Source organism: Massilia sp. CFBP 13721 (genome assembly GCF_014842025.1).
Taxonomy (GTDB): Bacteria; Pseudomonadota; Gammaproteobacteria; order Burkholderiales; family Burkholderiaceae_D; genus Telluria.
The window spans coordinates 74,354-88,556 of the sequence record NZ_JACYUY010000010.1; the positions used below are offsets into that span (position 1 = coordinate 74,354).

General features: G+C 62.9%; 12 protein-coding genes and 1 tRNA gene. 2 read left to right on the forward strand and 11 right to left on the reverse strand.

Annotated elements, in window-relative coordinates; all coding sequences use genetic code 11:
- Positions 1-65: 65 nt before the first annotated feature.
- The 10 genes from IFT60_RS11605 to IFT60_RS11650 form a co-directional block, all read right to left on the reverse strand.
- On the reverse strand, positions 66-698 hold the full coding sequence (locus IFT60_RS11605) for a response regulator (protein WP_056334485.1): 633 nt from the start codon (positions 696-698) through the stop codon (positions 66-68).
- Between the two features lie 144 nt (positions 699-842).
- Positions 843-1,247, reverse strand: coding sequence for a MerR family transcriptional regulator (locus IFT60_RS11610; protein WP_192052135.1), 405 nt, complete (start codon positions 1,245-1,247; stop codon positions 843-845).
- Between the two features lie 72 nt (positions 1,248-1,319).
- Positions 1,320-1,676, reverse strand: coding sequence for an integration host factor subunit alpha (locus IFT60_RS11615; RefSeq protein WP_192052136.1), 357 nt, complete (start codon positions 1,674-1,676; stop codon positions 1,320-1,322).
- 128 nt (positions 1,677-1,804) lie between these two features.
- Positions 1,805-4,231 carry a phenylalanine--tRNA ligase subunit beta gene (pheT, locus tag IFT60_RS11620; protein ID WP_192052137.1) on the reverse strand — a complete coding sequence of 809 codons (2,427 nt, stop codon included), beginning with the start codon at positions 4,229-4,231 and terminating at the stop codon, positions 1,805-1,807.
- A gap of 53 nt (positions 4,232-4,284) precedes the next feature.
- The gene (pheS, locus tag IFT60_RS11625) at positions 4,285-5,301 is read right to left on the reverse strand and encodes a phenylalanine--tRNA ligase subunit alpha (RefSeq protein WP_192052138.1); all 1,017 of its coding nucleotides are present in this window, start codon (positions 5,299-5,301) and stop codon (positions 4,285-4,287) included.
- A 191-nt stretch (positions 5,302-5,492) separates the two neighbouring features.
- Positions 5,493-5,852 (reverse strand): 50S ribosomal protein L20, encoded by a 360-nt coding sequence (gene rplT / locus IFT60_RS11630; protein WP_192052139.1) that lies wholly within the window; start codon positions 5,850-5,852, stop codon positions 5,493-5,495.
- 20 nt (positions 5,853-5,872) lie between these two features.
- Positions 5,873-6,070 carry a 50S ribosomal protein L35 gene (gene rpmI, locus IFT60_RS11635; RefSeq protein WP_057262756.1) on the reverse strand — a complete coding sequence of 66 codons (198 nt, stop codon included), beginning with the start codon at positions 6,068-6,070 and terminating at the stop codon, positions 5,873-5,875.
- A gap of 319 nt (positions 6,071-6,389) precedes the next feature.
- The gene (infC, locus tag IFT60_RS11640; protein ID WP_374000786.1) at positions 6,390-6,938 is read right to left on the reverse strand and encodes a translation initiation factor IF-3; all 549 of its coding nucleotides are present in this window, start codon (positions 6,936-6,938) and stop codon (positions 6,390-6,392) included.
- An 11-nt stretch (positions 6,939-6,949) separates the two neighbouring features.
- The gene (gene thrS / locus IFT60_RS11645; protein ID WP_192052140.1) at positions 6,950-8,860 is read right to left on the reverse strand and encodes a threonine--tRNA ligase; all 1,911 of its coding nucleotides are present in this window, start codon (positions 8,858-8,860) and stop codon (positions 6,950-6,952) included.
- Between the two features lie 330 nt (positions 8,861-9,190).
- Positions 9,191-9,267 (reverse strand) — tRNA-Val (locus IFT60_RS11650).
- A gap of 147 nt (positions 9,268-9,414) precedes the next feature.
- Between IFT60_RS11650 and IFT60_RS11655 the strand changes: the two genes are divergently transcribed.
- Positions 9,415-10,392 (forward strand): cation diffusion facilitator family transporter, encoded by a 978-nt coding sequence (locus IFT60_RS11655; protein WP_192052141.1) that lies wholly within the window; start codon positions 9,415-9,417, stop codon positions 10,390-10,392.
- A gap of 32 nt (positions 10,393-10,424) precedes the next feature.
- On the forward strand, positions 10,425-11,396 hold the full coding sequence (locus IFT60_RS11660) for an NAD(P)/FAD-dependent oxidoreductase (RefSeq protein ID WP_192052142.1): 972 nt from the start codon (positions 10,425-10,427) through the stop codon (positions 11,394-11,396).
- Positions 11,397-11,405: 9 nt separating this feature from the next.
- Here the strand turns inward: IFT60_RS11660 and IFT60_RS11665 are convergent, their stop codons facing one another.
- Complete coding sequence (locus IFT60_RS11665) at positions 11,406-14,159, reverse strand: EAL domain-containing protein (RefSeq protein ID WP_229510819.1); 2,754 nt, start codon at positions 14,157-14,159, stop codon at positions 11,406-11,408.
- Between the last annotated feature and the right edge of the window lie 44 nt (positions 14,160-14,203).

Genomic DNA, 14,203 nt, shown 5'->3' on the forward strand with positions numbered 1-14,203 from the left:
CGGCTGTTAGATGCCGGCAAAGGGCGAGCGCCGGGCGGCGCTCGCAAGCCTGCGTGGATCGAGGTTTAGTCAAGCAGGTTGTTCTTCATGGCGTAGTAGGTCAGGTCGCTGTTCGACTGCAGGCCCATCTTTTCCATGATGCGGGTACGGTAGGTCGACACGGTCTTGATCGACAGCGACAGCGCATTCCCGATATCGGACACGGTGGCGCCTTTGGCCAGGCGCAGGAACACTTGGAACTCGCGGTCCGACAGCTCGGTATGCAGCGCCGTGTTCGGATCGCGGTCGAAGCTCTGCGCCAGCAGTTCGCCGACGGTCGAGCTCACGTAGCGGCGCCCCTGGAACACAGTCCGTACGGCCGTCTTCAGCTCATCGGCATCGCATTCCTTGTTCAGGTAGCCGTTGGCACCCATCTTGAACAGGTTCAGTGCGTACTGTTGCGCAGGGTAGCCGGAGAGAATCAAGACCGGCAGGTTCGGCTGACCCTGGCGAATGGTACGCAAAATGTCGATCCCGCTCTGGTCGGGCATGGCGATGTCGAGCAACAGCACGTCGCAAATTTCGCGACGGGCAATGTCCAGTGCCTCGCGGCCGGTGGCGCCTTCAGCGACGACTTCGAAATCGCCGGACGAGGAGAAAATCTGTTTGAAACCTGCTCGAACTATCTGGTGATCGTCACAAATGGCAACGCGTATCATTATCTTCCCTTAAATTTTCCTGGCACAGGAAAGTGCCGGGATAGCGCATCCCGGCTGTCGTGCGTTGGTATCCAAGCCGCATGTAACATTTTAGCACTCATGCGCCCTACTACAACAGCGCACGACTGCAGCGTTAACGCTACGTTAAGCCTGCGGTATGCCCTGCTTGCATAAAGCAATAATGTCGAGCAGATCGGCACGCAATCTGGCCGTATCGACGACAGGCATTTCCTCGACCAGTACTTCCTCGATGCCAGCGGCCAGGTTGCTGGCACGGCTGTCGAGTTTGTTACGGGCGCCGCTGATCGTGAAGCCCTGTTCGTAGAGCAGTTCGCGGATGCGCCGGATCAGCAGCACTTCGTGGTGCTGGTAGTAGCGGCGGTTACCTCGGCGTTTGACCGGCTTCAGCTGTGTAAATTCCTGCTCCCAGTAGCGCAATACGTGCGGCTTGACGCCGCACAATTCGCTGACTTCGCCGATCGTGAAATAGCGCTTGGCCGGGATCGGCGGCAACGCGGTCAGTTCAATCTTGTTCGGACGATCGTTCATAATTCACTTTTCAAACGCACTTCGCAAACGCACTCGGCACAGGCAATGGCGGACGCGGCCGGCACGGCGCAATCAGGCGGCGCGCGCCAGCGACGATGCCGGGCTGGTTTCTTCAACCATGCCCTTCAGTTTCTGGCTGGCGTGGAAAGTCACGACGCGGCGCGCCGTGATCGGGATCTCTTCCCCGGTTTTCGGATTGCGGCCCGGCCGCTGCGGCTTGTCGCGCAACTGGAAGTTGCCGAAGCCGGACAGCTTGACCGCCTCGCCGCGCTCGAGCGCGTTACGGATTTCATCGAAGAAGGTCTCAACCATGTCCTTGGCTTCGCGCTTGTTCAAGCCGACCTGCTCGAAGAGCAGTTCGGCCAGCTCGGCCTTGGTCAGGGTCGGCAGGTCTTTCTCCGCTTCCTTCCGTACCCGCGCCACCTGCATTGCACGATGCAGGTCGGCCGCCAGGGCCTCCTGGAATACGGCCGAATCAACGTCGTTGTTATTAATTTTGAAGCCCTGCCTTCGATCTGGACATGTTTTGGATTGTTTAGAACCTGCCGGAACAGGTGCTAACCGCGCATTTTGGCGCTGTGTTTTTCTCTTGCGGCCTCAGCCACGCAAGCCATGACGGCCTCCACGACATCGTCCTGCAAGGTCGATTGAGTATCTTGCAAGCTAAGGCGGAAAGCAAGCGATTTTTCGTCCACCTCCAATCCCTTGCCGCGGTATTCATCAAATAAAACAATGGCTTGCACGATCTTGCCATTGGGATGAGCAGCCCCTGCCGCGGCCAGGGTGTCGATCACGGACTGGGCCGGAACGTCCTGTTTGACCACCAGCGCGAGGTCGCGCGTGGCACCCGGAAACTTCGAAATCTCGGCATACACCGGGACCGTGCGTTCGCGCAGCGCATCGGCATCGACCTCGAACAGGACAGGCGCCTGCGGCAGGTCGTATTTCTGCAACCAGCGCGGATGCAGCTCGCCGATGAAGCCGACGGTGCGGCCATCGAGCTCGACGTTGGCGCAGCGGCCCGGATGCAGCGCCGGGTGCTCAGCCTTGACGAAGCGTACCACACGCGGCGCGAACAGCGCCTCGAGGTCGGCCTTCACGTCGAAGTAGTCCACGGCGCGGCTCGGCACGCCCCACTGCTCGTCCAGCGCCGGGCCGTAGGCCATCGCCGCCACGCGTTTCGGCTGCTCGAAGCCGGCCACGCTCAGCGGACCGTCGGCAATTGCCTCGTTGCGCTTGAAGATGGCGCCGATCTCGAACACGCGCACCCGGCCCGCCTTGCGGTTCAGGTTATAGCGCACGTTGGCCAGCAGGCCGCCGATCAGGGTCGAGCGCATCACGCTCATCTGGCTGGCGATCGGGTTCTGCAGCTTGATCGGCGCGTCGTTGTCGGCGAAATCCTGCTCCCAGACGCTTTCCACGAAGCTCATGTTCACCACTTCCTGGTAGCCAAGGTCGGCCACGCGGTGGCGGATCGCGAACAGCGAGCGGGTGTTTTCCGGTTCGATCAGCATCGCGCTCGGCGCGACCGGCGGATTGGCCGGGATGTTCTCGAAGCCATACACGCGCGCGACTTCCTCGATCAGGTCTTCCTCGATCTCGATGTCGAAACGGTAGGATGGCGCCGTCACCGCGAACTGGCCTGCCTCGTGGGTGAACGGCAGGTGCAAGCGCGTGAAGATGTCGGCCACCATCTCGTCGGTGATCGGCACGCCGATGACCTTTTGCGCGCGCGCCGTGCGCAGCACAACCGGCTGGCGCTGCGGCAGGTTGGCGACCTGGTCGTCGATCGGGCCGACTTTCGTCGCCTCGGTGCCGCAGATCTCGAGGATCAGCGCGGTGATGCGCTCGATGTGTTCGACGGTGGTGGCGTAATCGACGCCGCGCTCGAAGCGGTGCGCCGCATCGGTCGAGAAATTGTATTTGCGCGCACGGCCCTGGATCGCGTTCGGCCACCAGAAGGCCGCTTCCAGGTAGATGTCGGTCGTGTCGAGCGTGACCGCGGTGGAATCGCCGCCCATGATGCCGGCCAGCGATTCGATTTCCTTCTCGTCGGCGATGACGCCGACCCACTCGTCGACCTCGACCGTGTTGCCGTTCAAGAGCTTGAGGCTTTCGCCCTGCTTGCCCCAGCGCACGTCCAGGCTGCCGTGGATCTTGTTCATGTCGAACACGTGCGATGGACGGCCGACTTCGAGCATCACATAGTTCGAGATGTCGACCAGCGCCGACACCGAGCGCTGGCCCGAGCGTTCGAGGCGCTGCTTCATCCAGTCCGGGGTGGCGGCGCGTGCATCCAGGCCGCGGATCACGCGGCCGGTGAAGCGGCCGCACAGGTCCGGCGCGGAAATCTTGGCAGGCAGGATCTCGTCCATCGTGACCGGCACCGGCACCGTCGTCGGCAGGTGCAGCGGGGTGCCGGTGAGCGCCGACACTTCGCGCGCCACGCCCAGCACCGACAGGCAATCGGCCTTGTTCGGGGTCAGCTTGATGGTGAACTTCAGGTCGTCCAGGCCGAGGTAGTCGCGGATGCTGGTGCCGACCGGCGCGTCCGCGGGCAATTCCATCAGGCCACTGCTCTCTTCCGAGATTTTCAATTCCTTGGCCGAACACATCATGCCCTGCGACTCGACACCGCGCAGTTTACCGACCTTGATCTCGAACGGCTTGCCGTCCGCGCCCGGCGGCAGCACGGCGCCGGCCTGGGCGCAGATCGCCTTCATGCCCGCGCGCACGTTCGGCGCGCCGCAGACAATGTTCAAGAGCGTGCCGCTGCCGACGTCCACCTGGCAGACGTTCAGGCGGTCCGCATTCGGATGCTTGGCCACCTCGACCACTTCGGCGACGACCACGTTCGAGAACGGCGGCGCGACCGGTTCGACTTCTTCGACTTCGAGGCCGGACATCGTCAGCAGGTGGGACAGCTCATCCGAACTCATGGATGGGTTGACCATGGAACGGAGCCAGTTTTCGGAGAATTGCATAATCTTTTACCTCGTCACCGCGTGACTTTTCAGGTTGATGAATGACCGTCTGTTTAAGCGAACTGCTTGAGGAAGCGAAGATCGCCCTCGTAGAACAGACGCAGGTCATTGATGCCATAGCGCAGCATCGTCAGGCGCTCGAGACCGGAGCCGAACGCGAAGCCGATGAACTTTTCCGGATCGAGTCCGAAGTTGCGCACGACCGTCGGGTGTACCTGGCCGGCGCCCGACACTTCCAGCCAGCGGCCCTTCAATGGCCCCGAACCGAAAGCGATGTCGATCTCGGCCGACGGTTCCGTGAACGGGAAGTAGGATGGACGGAAACGCACCTGCAAGTCGTCGGTCTCGAAGAAGGCTTTGACGAAATTCAGGTAGACGCCCTTCAAGTCGGCGAAGGAAATGTCTTCGCCGATCCACAGGCCTTCGACCTGGTGGAACATCGGCGAGTGGGTGGCATCGCTGTCGACGCGGTAGGTGCGGCCCGGCGCGATCACCTTGATCGGCGGCGTGTGGGTGCGCGCATAACGCACCTGCATCGGGCTGGTGTGGGTGCGCAGCAGCAAGGGCTTGCCGGTGGAATCATTGCCTTCGATATAGAAGGTGTCCTGCATCGACCGCGCCGGGTGGTTTTCCGGGCTGTTCAGGGCGGTGAAGTTGGTCCAGTCCGTTTCGATTTCGGGGCCGTCGGCCACGTCGAAACCGATCGAACGGAAGATCTGCTCGACGCGCTCCCAGGTGCGCATCACCGGGTGGATGCCGCCCATGGCGCGGCCGCGGCCCGGCAGGGTAACGTCGATCGCTTCGGCGTTCAGGCGCTCTTGGAGCTGGGCATTCGCAAGCGCATCGCGGCGACCAGTCAATGCGTTTTCGATTTTTACTTTTGCAGCATTGATCAGGGCGCCCTGCGCCTTGCGCTGCTCGGGGTCGAGCTTGCCGAGGCCCTTCATCAGTTCGGTTACCTGGCCGGTCTTGCCGAGGTATTTTGCTTTTGCATTTTCCAGCGCGGCCGCATCGGGCGCGGCGCCAAAGTCAGCCTGGGCCGAGACGACGAGTTCTTCGAGCGAGTTCATCTTTGTTCTTTTCCTGTAGGGGATGGCAGGAGCCACGGAGTCACCGTGAATTGTCCGCAATTTGTCGCAATTTGGCAACGCGTTGGTAAATTCACAGCAATCCAGAATCAAAAACGGGGCATAGGTCTGCACCGATGCCCCGCTCTTTTTGCGCTACGTTACCGTAGCGCTAACTTGCAAAACCGGATGCCTTAGGCAGCCAGCTTGGCCTGGACGGCAGCGACGATCGCGGCGAAAGCCGGCTTGTCGTGCACGGCCATGTCGGCCAGAACCTTACGGTCCAGTTCAATCGCGGCTTTTTTCAGGCCGTTCATGAATGCGCTGTAGGTCATGCCGTGCGAACGCGATGCCGCGTTGATACGGGTGATCCACAGTGCGCGGAAGACGCGCTTCTTGTTGCGGCGGTCGCGGTATGCGTACTGGCCAGCGCGCATGACTGCTTGCTTGGCAATACGGAATACTTTTGAACGACGACCACGGTAGCCTTTGGCTAGCGCAAGTACTTTCTTATGACGGGCACGTGCAGTAACCCCACGTTTTACTCGAGGCATATTAGCTCCTTAGTGTGAGATTAAGCAGATGGCATCATGCGGAGAACGCTGGTCACGTCCGACGCATTGATGTTACGGGTGCCGCGCAGCTGACGCTTGTTCTTGGTGGTCTTCTTGGTCAGGATGTGACGCTTGAACGCCATACCCGATTTCACAGTACCGCCCGGACGCACGCGAAAACGTTTCTTCGCGCTGCTTTTGGTTTTCATTTTTGGCATAGTCTTCTGTCCTTTTGACGGACAGCCTCATATAACAGGATTGCAGGTGGCAACGTGGTGCTGCGCTTAGATGCCTGCTTTCACTTGTTTTGCAGCAGGTGTTGGACCTGCTACAACCTGCTTCGAAAAACAGGAACCGCAGATTCTAACACAGGTTGAGGGAAAACGTGTTGCCATAGGGCCGCAAAAATGACGTAGGGTGGGCACTCGTGCCCACGCGTGACGCCCGCACGGTGTTGGCAGGGCTTTTTCTCAACCCGAGCCAACAATGTGCGAAGTTCACGCGTGGGCACAAGTGCCCACCCTACAAATCGGAGAATTATTTCTTCTTTTTCGGAGCAATCACCATGATCATCTGGCGGCCTTCCATCTTCGGGAACTGCTCGACCTGGCCATACGGCTCCAGGTCACCCTTCAGACGTTCGAGCATGCGGAAGCCGATGTCCTGGTGGGCCATCTCGCGGCCGCGGAAGCGCAGCGTGATCTTGGTCTTGTCGCCTTCGTCGAGGAACTTGATGAGGTTGCGCAGCTTGATGCTGTAGTCGCCCTCATCCGTACCTGGACGGAACTTGACTTCCTTGACCTGGATGATCTTCTGCTTCAGCTTGGCTTCGTGGGCCTTCTTCTGCTCGGAGTACTTGAACTTGCCGTAATCCATGAGGCGGCAGACCGGTGGAACCGCGTTCGGCGCGATTTCCACCAGGTCGACGTTCTTTTCCTCAGCCAGGCGAAACGCCTCGGCCAGGCTCACAATGCCCAGCGGCTCGTTGTCCACACCCGATAAACGCATTTCCGGGTGATTGATTTCGCCATTGATGCGATGCGACGACTTGTCAGTAGCTATGTTGTTTCCTTTTAATGTCTGAATAACCGGCCGGCTTACTTGGCTTTGGAATGCACTTCGCCAAGCAGGCGCTCGATCAGGGCATCGACGGACATGGTGCCCAAATCGACATTGCCCCGTGCGCGCACGGCCACGGTGTTTGCTTCACGTTCCTTGTCGCCAACAACTAAGATGTATGGCAGTTTTTGGACGGAATGTTCACGTATTTTATAGGTAATCTTCTCGTTCCGCAAATCAGCGTGAACGCGCAGGCCGGCCTTTTTCAGTCGCTCTTGCACCTCTTTCACATAGCTTGCCTGTGCGTCAGAAATGTTGAGAACCGCCACCTGCACTGGCGCCAGCCACAGCGGCAATGCGCCGGCGTAGTTCTCGATCAGGATACCGATGAAGCGCTCCATCGAGCCGACGATCGCGCGGTGCAACATGACCGGCACCTTGCGCGTGTTGTCTTCCGCGACATATTCGGCGCCAAGGCGGCCCGGCATCGAGAAGTCGACCTGCATCGTGCCGACCTGCCATGGACGGCCAAGGCTATCCTTCAGGTGGTACTCGATCTTCGGACCATAGAAGGCACCCTCGCCCGGCAATTCCGTCCACTCCACGCCGCAGGCGCGCAGGGCCGAACGCAGCGCTTCTTCCGCTTCGTCCCAGATTTCGTCGCTACCGATGCGGCTGTCCGGACGCAGCGCCAGCTTGACGTCGATGTTGTTGAAGCCGAAGTCGTCATAGACTTCCATCGCCTGGGCGTGGAAGGCGGTCACTTCCGCCTCGATCTGCTCTTCGGTACAGAACACGTGGCCGTCGTCCTGGGTAAAGCCGCGCACGCGCATGATGCCGTGCAGCGCTCCCGACGATTCGTTGCGGTGGCACTGGCCGAACTCGCCGTAGCGCAGCGGCAGGTCGCGGTAGCTCTTCATGCCCGAGTTATAGATCTGCACGTGGCCGGGGCAGTTCATCGGCTTCAGGGCGTACGAACGGTTCTCCGACTCGGTCGTGAACATGTTTTCGCGATAGTTGTCCCAGTGGCCGGTCTTTTGCCAGAGCGTGACGTCGAGGATTTGCGGCGCTTTCACTTCGTCGTAGCCGTTGACCTGGTACTTGTGGCGCATGTATTGCTCGACCTGCTGCCAGACCGTCCAGCCTTTCGGGTGCCAGAAGATCAGGCCCGGCGCCTCTTCCTGGAAGTGGAACAGGTCGAGGGCCTTGCCGAGTTTGCGGTGATCGCGCTTTTCCGCTTCTTCCAGCATGTGCAGGTATTGCTCCTGGTCTTCCTTCTTGGCCCAGGCGGTGCCATACACACGCTGCAGCATCTCGTTGTTCGAGTCGCCGCGCCAGTAGGCGCCGGCCAGCTTCATCAGCTTGAACACTTTCAGCTTGCCCGAGGATGGCACGTGCGGGCCGCGGCACAGGTCGGTGAAGCTGCCTTCCGAATACAGCGAGACGTCTTCGTTGGCCGGAATCGAGGCGATGATCTCAGCCTTGTACTCTTCGCCGATCGATTTGAAGTACGCAACGGCTTCGTCGCGCGGCAGCACCTTGCGCGTGACCGGCTCGTCCTTCTTGGCCAGTTCCGCCATTTTCTTTTCGATCTTGGCCAGGTCGTCCGGCGTAAACGGGCGCTTGTACGAGAAGTCGTAATAGAAGCCGTTTTCGATGACCGGGCCGATCGTGACCTGGGCTTCCGGGAACAATTCTTTCACCGCATGCGCCAACAGGTGGGCGGTCGAGTGGCGGATGACGTCCAGGCCTTCCGGGTCCTTGTCGGTGATGACCGCGAAATCGGCATCCTGCTCGATCAGGAACGAGGTATCCACCACTTTGCCGTCGACCTTGCCGGCGAGCGCCGCCTTGCCAAGGCTGGGCGCAATCGACGTCGCCACCTGGGCGACCGTCACGGGGCCGTCGAACTGACGGCTGGAGCCATCGGGAAGTCGCACGTTAAGCATAGTGATCTCCAATTGGCGCGGACGCCGCTAATGTTGAGAAATTTGAAAGATAAAAAGTTGAGACGAAAAAAAACGCGCACCAGGCGCGTTTATTTCAGTGTGTTGAGCAAAAGAACACCATACCGCGTCTAGCGATTCCCCCACAACCAGGTTGTAGTTCGCGGTGTCATAACCGTAGATGCCTTTCTCGCTCTTACAAAGTCGGCCCCATCAATAAGCTACTGCGCGTTGCACTTTCGGCCTGCGATGCTCGCTGTACTTCCGTACAGCTGCGCTTCTCAACCGAAATTGCTGCCGCTCGCTACGCTTCTTGATGGAGCCTTGCTATTCTGGTGGGCGGTGCAGAATTCGAATCTGCGACCCCTTGGATGTCGACCAAGTATTCTAACCAGCTGAACTAACCGCCCAATGACGTGCATTATAGGGGCTGCATCGGCGTCGCGCAAGTCTTGTCCAGAATTAAGTGGTTAGGTAGCAAAGTTGCTGCCGGCGCCATCGCTTTTCGGCCCCGGTTATCCTTTACACTGCCGCCCTGTCCAATCCGCCGAACCACCATGTCCGATCACGCCGCACCGACTTCCGAACACCTGCACGCCCACCTCGACGGCGACGCCAGCCATGGCCACTTCATCGAGGCGCGCAGCCAGAAGGCGCTGGCCATCGCACTGGCGCTGACGCTGCTGTTTGCCGTGATCGAAGCCGTCACCGGCGTCATGAGCAATTCGTTGGCGCTGATCTCGGACGCCGGCCACATGGTCACCGACGCCGCCGCGCTCGGCCTGGCCCTGCTGGCGCAACTGGTCGCCAAGCGCCCGCCGTCTTCGCGCCATTCGTTCGGCTTCGTGCGCGCCGAGGCGCTGGCCGCGTTCGTCAACAGCCTGGCGATGCTGGTGCTGGTCGGCTGGATCGTCTACGAAGCCTCGCAACGGCTGATGCATCCGCAAGCCGTGCAAGGGGGCGTGGTGCTGGTGGTGGCGGCGATCGGCGCCTGTATCAACATCCTGGTGGCCTGGGTGCTGTCGCGCGACACCCAGAGCATCAATACGCGGGCGGCGCTGGTGAACGTGATGGGCGACCTGCTCGGCTCCGTGGCCGCGATCGCCGCCGGCGCCATCATCTACTTCACCGGCTGGGTGCGCATCGACCCGATCCTGTCGATCTTCGTCTCGCTGCTGATCCTGCGCTCGACCTGGGGCATCCTGCGCGAGTCGTCGCACTTCCTGATGGAAGCCGTGCCGCACGGGATCGATTACCTGCAGGTCGGCGCCGACCTGGCCGAGATCGAAGGCGTGCTCTCGGTGCACGACCTGCACGTGTGGGACATGTCGCCCGGCCACCCTGCCCTGATCGGCCATCTGGAAATCCGCAGCTTGGCCGAGTGGCCGGCGGTGCTGCAGCGCGTGCGCGACATGCTGTTCACCAAACACGGGATCGACCACGTCACCCTGCAGCCCGAAGGCCCCGACGGCCATCCGCTCGACGCCAGCATCTGTAAGCCTGCACTTACCCGGCCTGGGCACGCGCGCCGATAGGACATCATGGCGTCTATCCCGATAATCGGGGCATGAGCGAACTTGCCAACCCCATTACCGAACGTGTTTTTGATTCCCTGATCATCGGCGGCGGCCCCGGCGGGCTGACCGCCGCCATCTACCTGCGCCGCTTCACGCGCAACGTCGTCGTCGTCGACAAGGGTAACAGCCGCCTGTGCCTGATCCCGGTCTCGCACAACTACCCCGGCTTTCCCGAAGGCGTACCGGGCGGCCAGCTGCTGACCAACCTGACCCACCAGCTGCGCAACTATGGCGGCGACGTGCTGCACGGCGAGATCACCGACCTGCGCCTGGAAGACGGCCTTTTTGTCGGCGACTACCAGGACGATGCCGGCGTCACCCACCCGATCCGCGCCCTGACCGTGCTGCTGGCCACCGGCGTGGCCGACGCCGGCCTGCCGATCGAGAACTGGCGCGAGGCCGTCGCCAGCGGCGCGGTGCGCCTCTGCCCCGTGTGCGACGGTTTCGACGTGATGGACCGGCGCATCGCTGTCGTCACCAACGACACCAACCCGGTCGGCCACGCCCTCTTCATGCGCTCGTTCAGCGAGCACGTGACCCTGTTCGACCGCAGCGACGAGCCGATCCTGAGCGAGGACGAACGGCGCCAGATCGCCGCGGCCGGCGTGCGCTACATCGAGTCGCCTTTACTGGGCGTGACCATGAGCCCGGACATGAAGCCGGTGCTGAATACGGCCGACGGCGAGCGCCGCGAGTTCGACGTGTTCTATCCGATGCTGGGCGAGTCGGCCCGCTCCGGCCTGGCGGCGAAGCTGGGCGTGGAGACGGCGGAATGCGATAAGGTCGTGGTCGACGACCACCAGCGCACCTGCGTGCCGGGGCTGTATGCGATCGGCGACGTGGTGCGCGGGCTGAACCAGATCGCGGTGGCGGCGGGACAGGCGGCGATTGCGGCGACGACGATTCATAATGCGTTGCCGTGGGCGCTGCGAAGTGTCCCGAGGCGCGAGGAAGCGGCCTGAGCGTGGCGCTTAGGTGCCCTGCGCCGGCGCCGGGTCGCGCAGCCCGTCCAGCATGCGTCCAAACTCGGCAACCGGCAAGGGCCGGCTGAACAGGTAGCCCTGCACTTCGTCGCAGCGGCGCGTGCGCAGGAAGTCGCGCTGCGGCGCCGTTTCCACGCCTTCGGCGATGACGCGCATGCCCAGGTCGTGCGAGAGCGAGATGATCGCCCCCACCATGGCGGCACTGCCGGCATCGGTTTCGATGTCGCGCACGAAGGACTGGTCGATCTTGAGCACGTCCACCGGGAAGCGCTTGAGGTAGGCCAGGCTCGAATAGCCGGTGCCGAAATCGTCGATCGCAAGCTGCACGCCCATCGCCTTCAGTTCGCGCATGGTCGCGATCGCGCGCTCCACCTCGTCCATCACCAGGCTCTCGGTCAGTTCGATCTCCAGGCACGACGGCGCCAGCTGCGCCTCGGCGAGGATGGCGCGGATCATGCCGGCCAGGCCGGTCTCGCGGAACTGCAGCGACGACAGGTTGACCGCGACGCGCAAGGGTCCATGCCCGGCCCGCTGCCAGGCCGCCGCCTGCAGGCAGGCCGTACGCAGCACCCAGGCGCCGATTGGTACGATCAGCCCGGTGTCCTCGGCCAGCGAGATGAAGCGGTCGGGGCGCACCATGCCCAGTTCCGGATGGCGCCAGCGGATCAGCGCCTCCATGCCAACCACCGCGCCGCTGTCGAGTGCGACCTGCGGCTGGTAGTGCAGCTCGAACTGCGCACCGTCGAGCGCCCCGCGCAGCGCGTCGGCCAGCGCCATGCGCTCGCGCACATGCTCGTTCATGCCCGGCAGGTAGGAGCGCACGGTGTTGCGGCCCGCTTCCTTGGCGCGGTACATCGCGATTTCGGCGTTGCGCACCAGGGCTTCCGCGTCCTGGCCGTCGGACGGAAAGGCGGCGATGCCGGCGCTGCAGGTCAGGTGCAGGCGCTGGCCCTCGCCCTCGAAGGCGAGGCTGAGCGCGTGCAGGACGTCGTTGACGGTGGCCAGCGCCTGGTCGTCGTCGTTGCGGTCGACCAGCAACAGCACGAACTCGTCGCCGCCGGTGCGGGCGACTGTGTCCGCGGGCCGCACCGCCGCCACGATGCGCGCCGCGGCCTGGCACAGCAGGCGGTCACCGACCGGATGGCCGAGACTGTCGTTGACGTACTTGAAGTGGTCGAGGTCGAGCGCCACCACCCAGGCCGCACCGCCGCGCGAACCGGCGAACACCATGGCCCGCTCGATGCGGTCGGTCAGCAGCAGGCGGTTGGGCAGGCCGGTCAGCGTATCGTAGCGCGCCCGGTGGCCGAGCTCCTCCTCGTAGCGCTTGGCGGTCGTCACGTCGTATTCGGTGATCACGAAGTGTTCGGTGCTGCCGTCGGCGCCGTGCACCGGCGCCACGTACACCTCGGCGAACAGTTCGCTGCCGTCCTTGCGCACCAGGCGCAGCATCGCATGGCCTTCGCGCTGCGCGCGCATCGTATTGAGCAGTTCATGCACGGCGGCCTGTTCGGGCAGGCCGACGACGAAGTCCTCCAGCGTTTGTCCGGCCAGCTCGTGGGCAGCGTAGCCGCGCATCCGCTCGAAGGCCGGGTTGACGTACTCGATCGGATAGCCGGCGCGCTTGGCATCGACCAGGATCACGGCATTGGCGCTGGACTCGATCGCCCGGAAATACAGGCGCATCGCTTCGGAGGCATGCTTCAGGTCGGCGGTACGCAGCGCAACCAGCTGCTCGACCCGGCGCCGGCGCGTGACGCTCGCATTCACGTAGGCCGTCAGCGCCAGCGTGAACATCAGGCAGACGAACAGCAGTGTGCTCGATCCGACGTGCACCCCGGCCGTCTCGACCGCATGCGCGCGCAGTTCCCAGGCTTGGCCATACACGTCGAAGCGGCGGGTGCGCTCGACCACGTGGGCGCCGACCAGTGTGCCCCACCAGACAGGTTCGTCCGGGACCGCATTGCCATAGCGCGCCACCTCCCGCATGGTGGCCGCGCCGTCGACCTGGCCGGACAGCACCACCTCGACACCGCGATGGCGCAGCAAGGTGGCGCGCCGCAGGTTCTCTTCGATCAGCCTGGGGACGTGAATGACGACTTCGGTGACGCCGCCGGCGCCGCCCGGGCCCGCGCCACCGCTGCCCGGCGCGAGCGGCATGGCGATCACGATGCCGTGCGCGCCGCGCGGCTCGATCAGCGGGATCACGCCGCTTGCCGTCGGCTGGCGGCGCACGAGCGCGCGTTCGACCAGCGCCCGGTGCGGCGCGAAGGCCCAGATGTCGTACCCGTGCGCCTCATGGTCGGTCGGGACCGGCTCGACCATCTCGAGCGGCAGGTAGAGGGAGCGTTCGCCCGCGCGTACGAAGCCTTGTCCGCCGCGTTCCCTGATGGCGAAATTCGGCCAGTTGGCGGCGCGCCCTGCCTCGTAGGCGGTCCGTCCTGCCCCCGGCACGAAGCGGAACACCGTCAGCGCCTGGATATACGGATGGACGGCCACTAGGGGCGCGGCGAACTTCGCGAACTGGGCGTCGGTCACGGCGCCCGTGGCGCCCAGCAGCAGGTTGACGGCACGCATCGCGTTGGCGGCATCTTCGAAACTGTTCGTCACCGCTGCCGCGCGCGCCTGCACCCGGCGATCGACCTCGAAGTCGTAGCGCGCATCTTCGGATGCCTGCAGGATGAAGAACAGGAGCGCACTCACCCCAAAGCCGCACAGCAGCGTGGCCAGCGTTGCTGGATGCAAGGCGCGCACCCGTCTCCCGTGAGATGTCTGGGTGGCGGTCATGG

Coding starts and splice junctions, on each gene's coding strand:
- pheS (WP_192052138.1), bottom strand. CDS start 5,301: ATGAACTCGCTCGAAGAACTCGTCGTCTCGGCCCAGGCTGACTTTGGC.
- IFT60_RS11615 (WP_192052136.1), bottom strand. CDS start 1,676: ATGCAGGTGGCGCGGGTACGGAAGGAAGCGGAGAAAGACCTGCCGACC.
- IFT60_RS11660 (WP_192052142.1), top strand. CDS start 10,425: ATGAGCGAACTTGCCAACCCCATTACCGAACGTGTTTTTGATTCCCTG.
- thrS (WP_192052140.1), bottom strand. CDS start 8,860: ATGCTTAACGTGCGACTTCCCGATGGCTCCAGCCGTCAGTTCGACGGC.
- IFT60_RS11610 (WP_192052135.1), bottom strand. CDS start 1,247: ATGAACGATCGTCCGAACAAGATTGAACTGACCGCGTTGCCGCCGATC.
- IFT60_RS11655 (WP_192052141.1), top strand. CDS start 9,415: ATGTCCGATCACGCCGCACCGACTTCCGAACACCTGCACGCCCACCTC.
- pheT (WP_192052137.1), bottom strand. CDS start 4,231: ATGCAATTCTCCGAAAACTGGCTCCGTTCCATGGTCAACCCATCCATG.
- IFT60_RS11605 (WP_056334485.1), bottom strand. CDS start 698: ATGATACGCGTTGCCATTTGTGACGATCACCAGATAGTTCGAGCAGGT.
- rpmI (WP_057262756.1), bottom strand. CDS start 6,070: ATGCCAAAAATGAAAACCAAAAGCAGCGCGAAGAAACGTTTTCGCGTG.
- rplT (WP_192052139.1), bottom strand. CDS start 5,852: ATGCCTCGAGTAAAACGTGGGGTTACTGCACGTGCCCGTCATAAGAAA.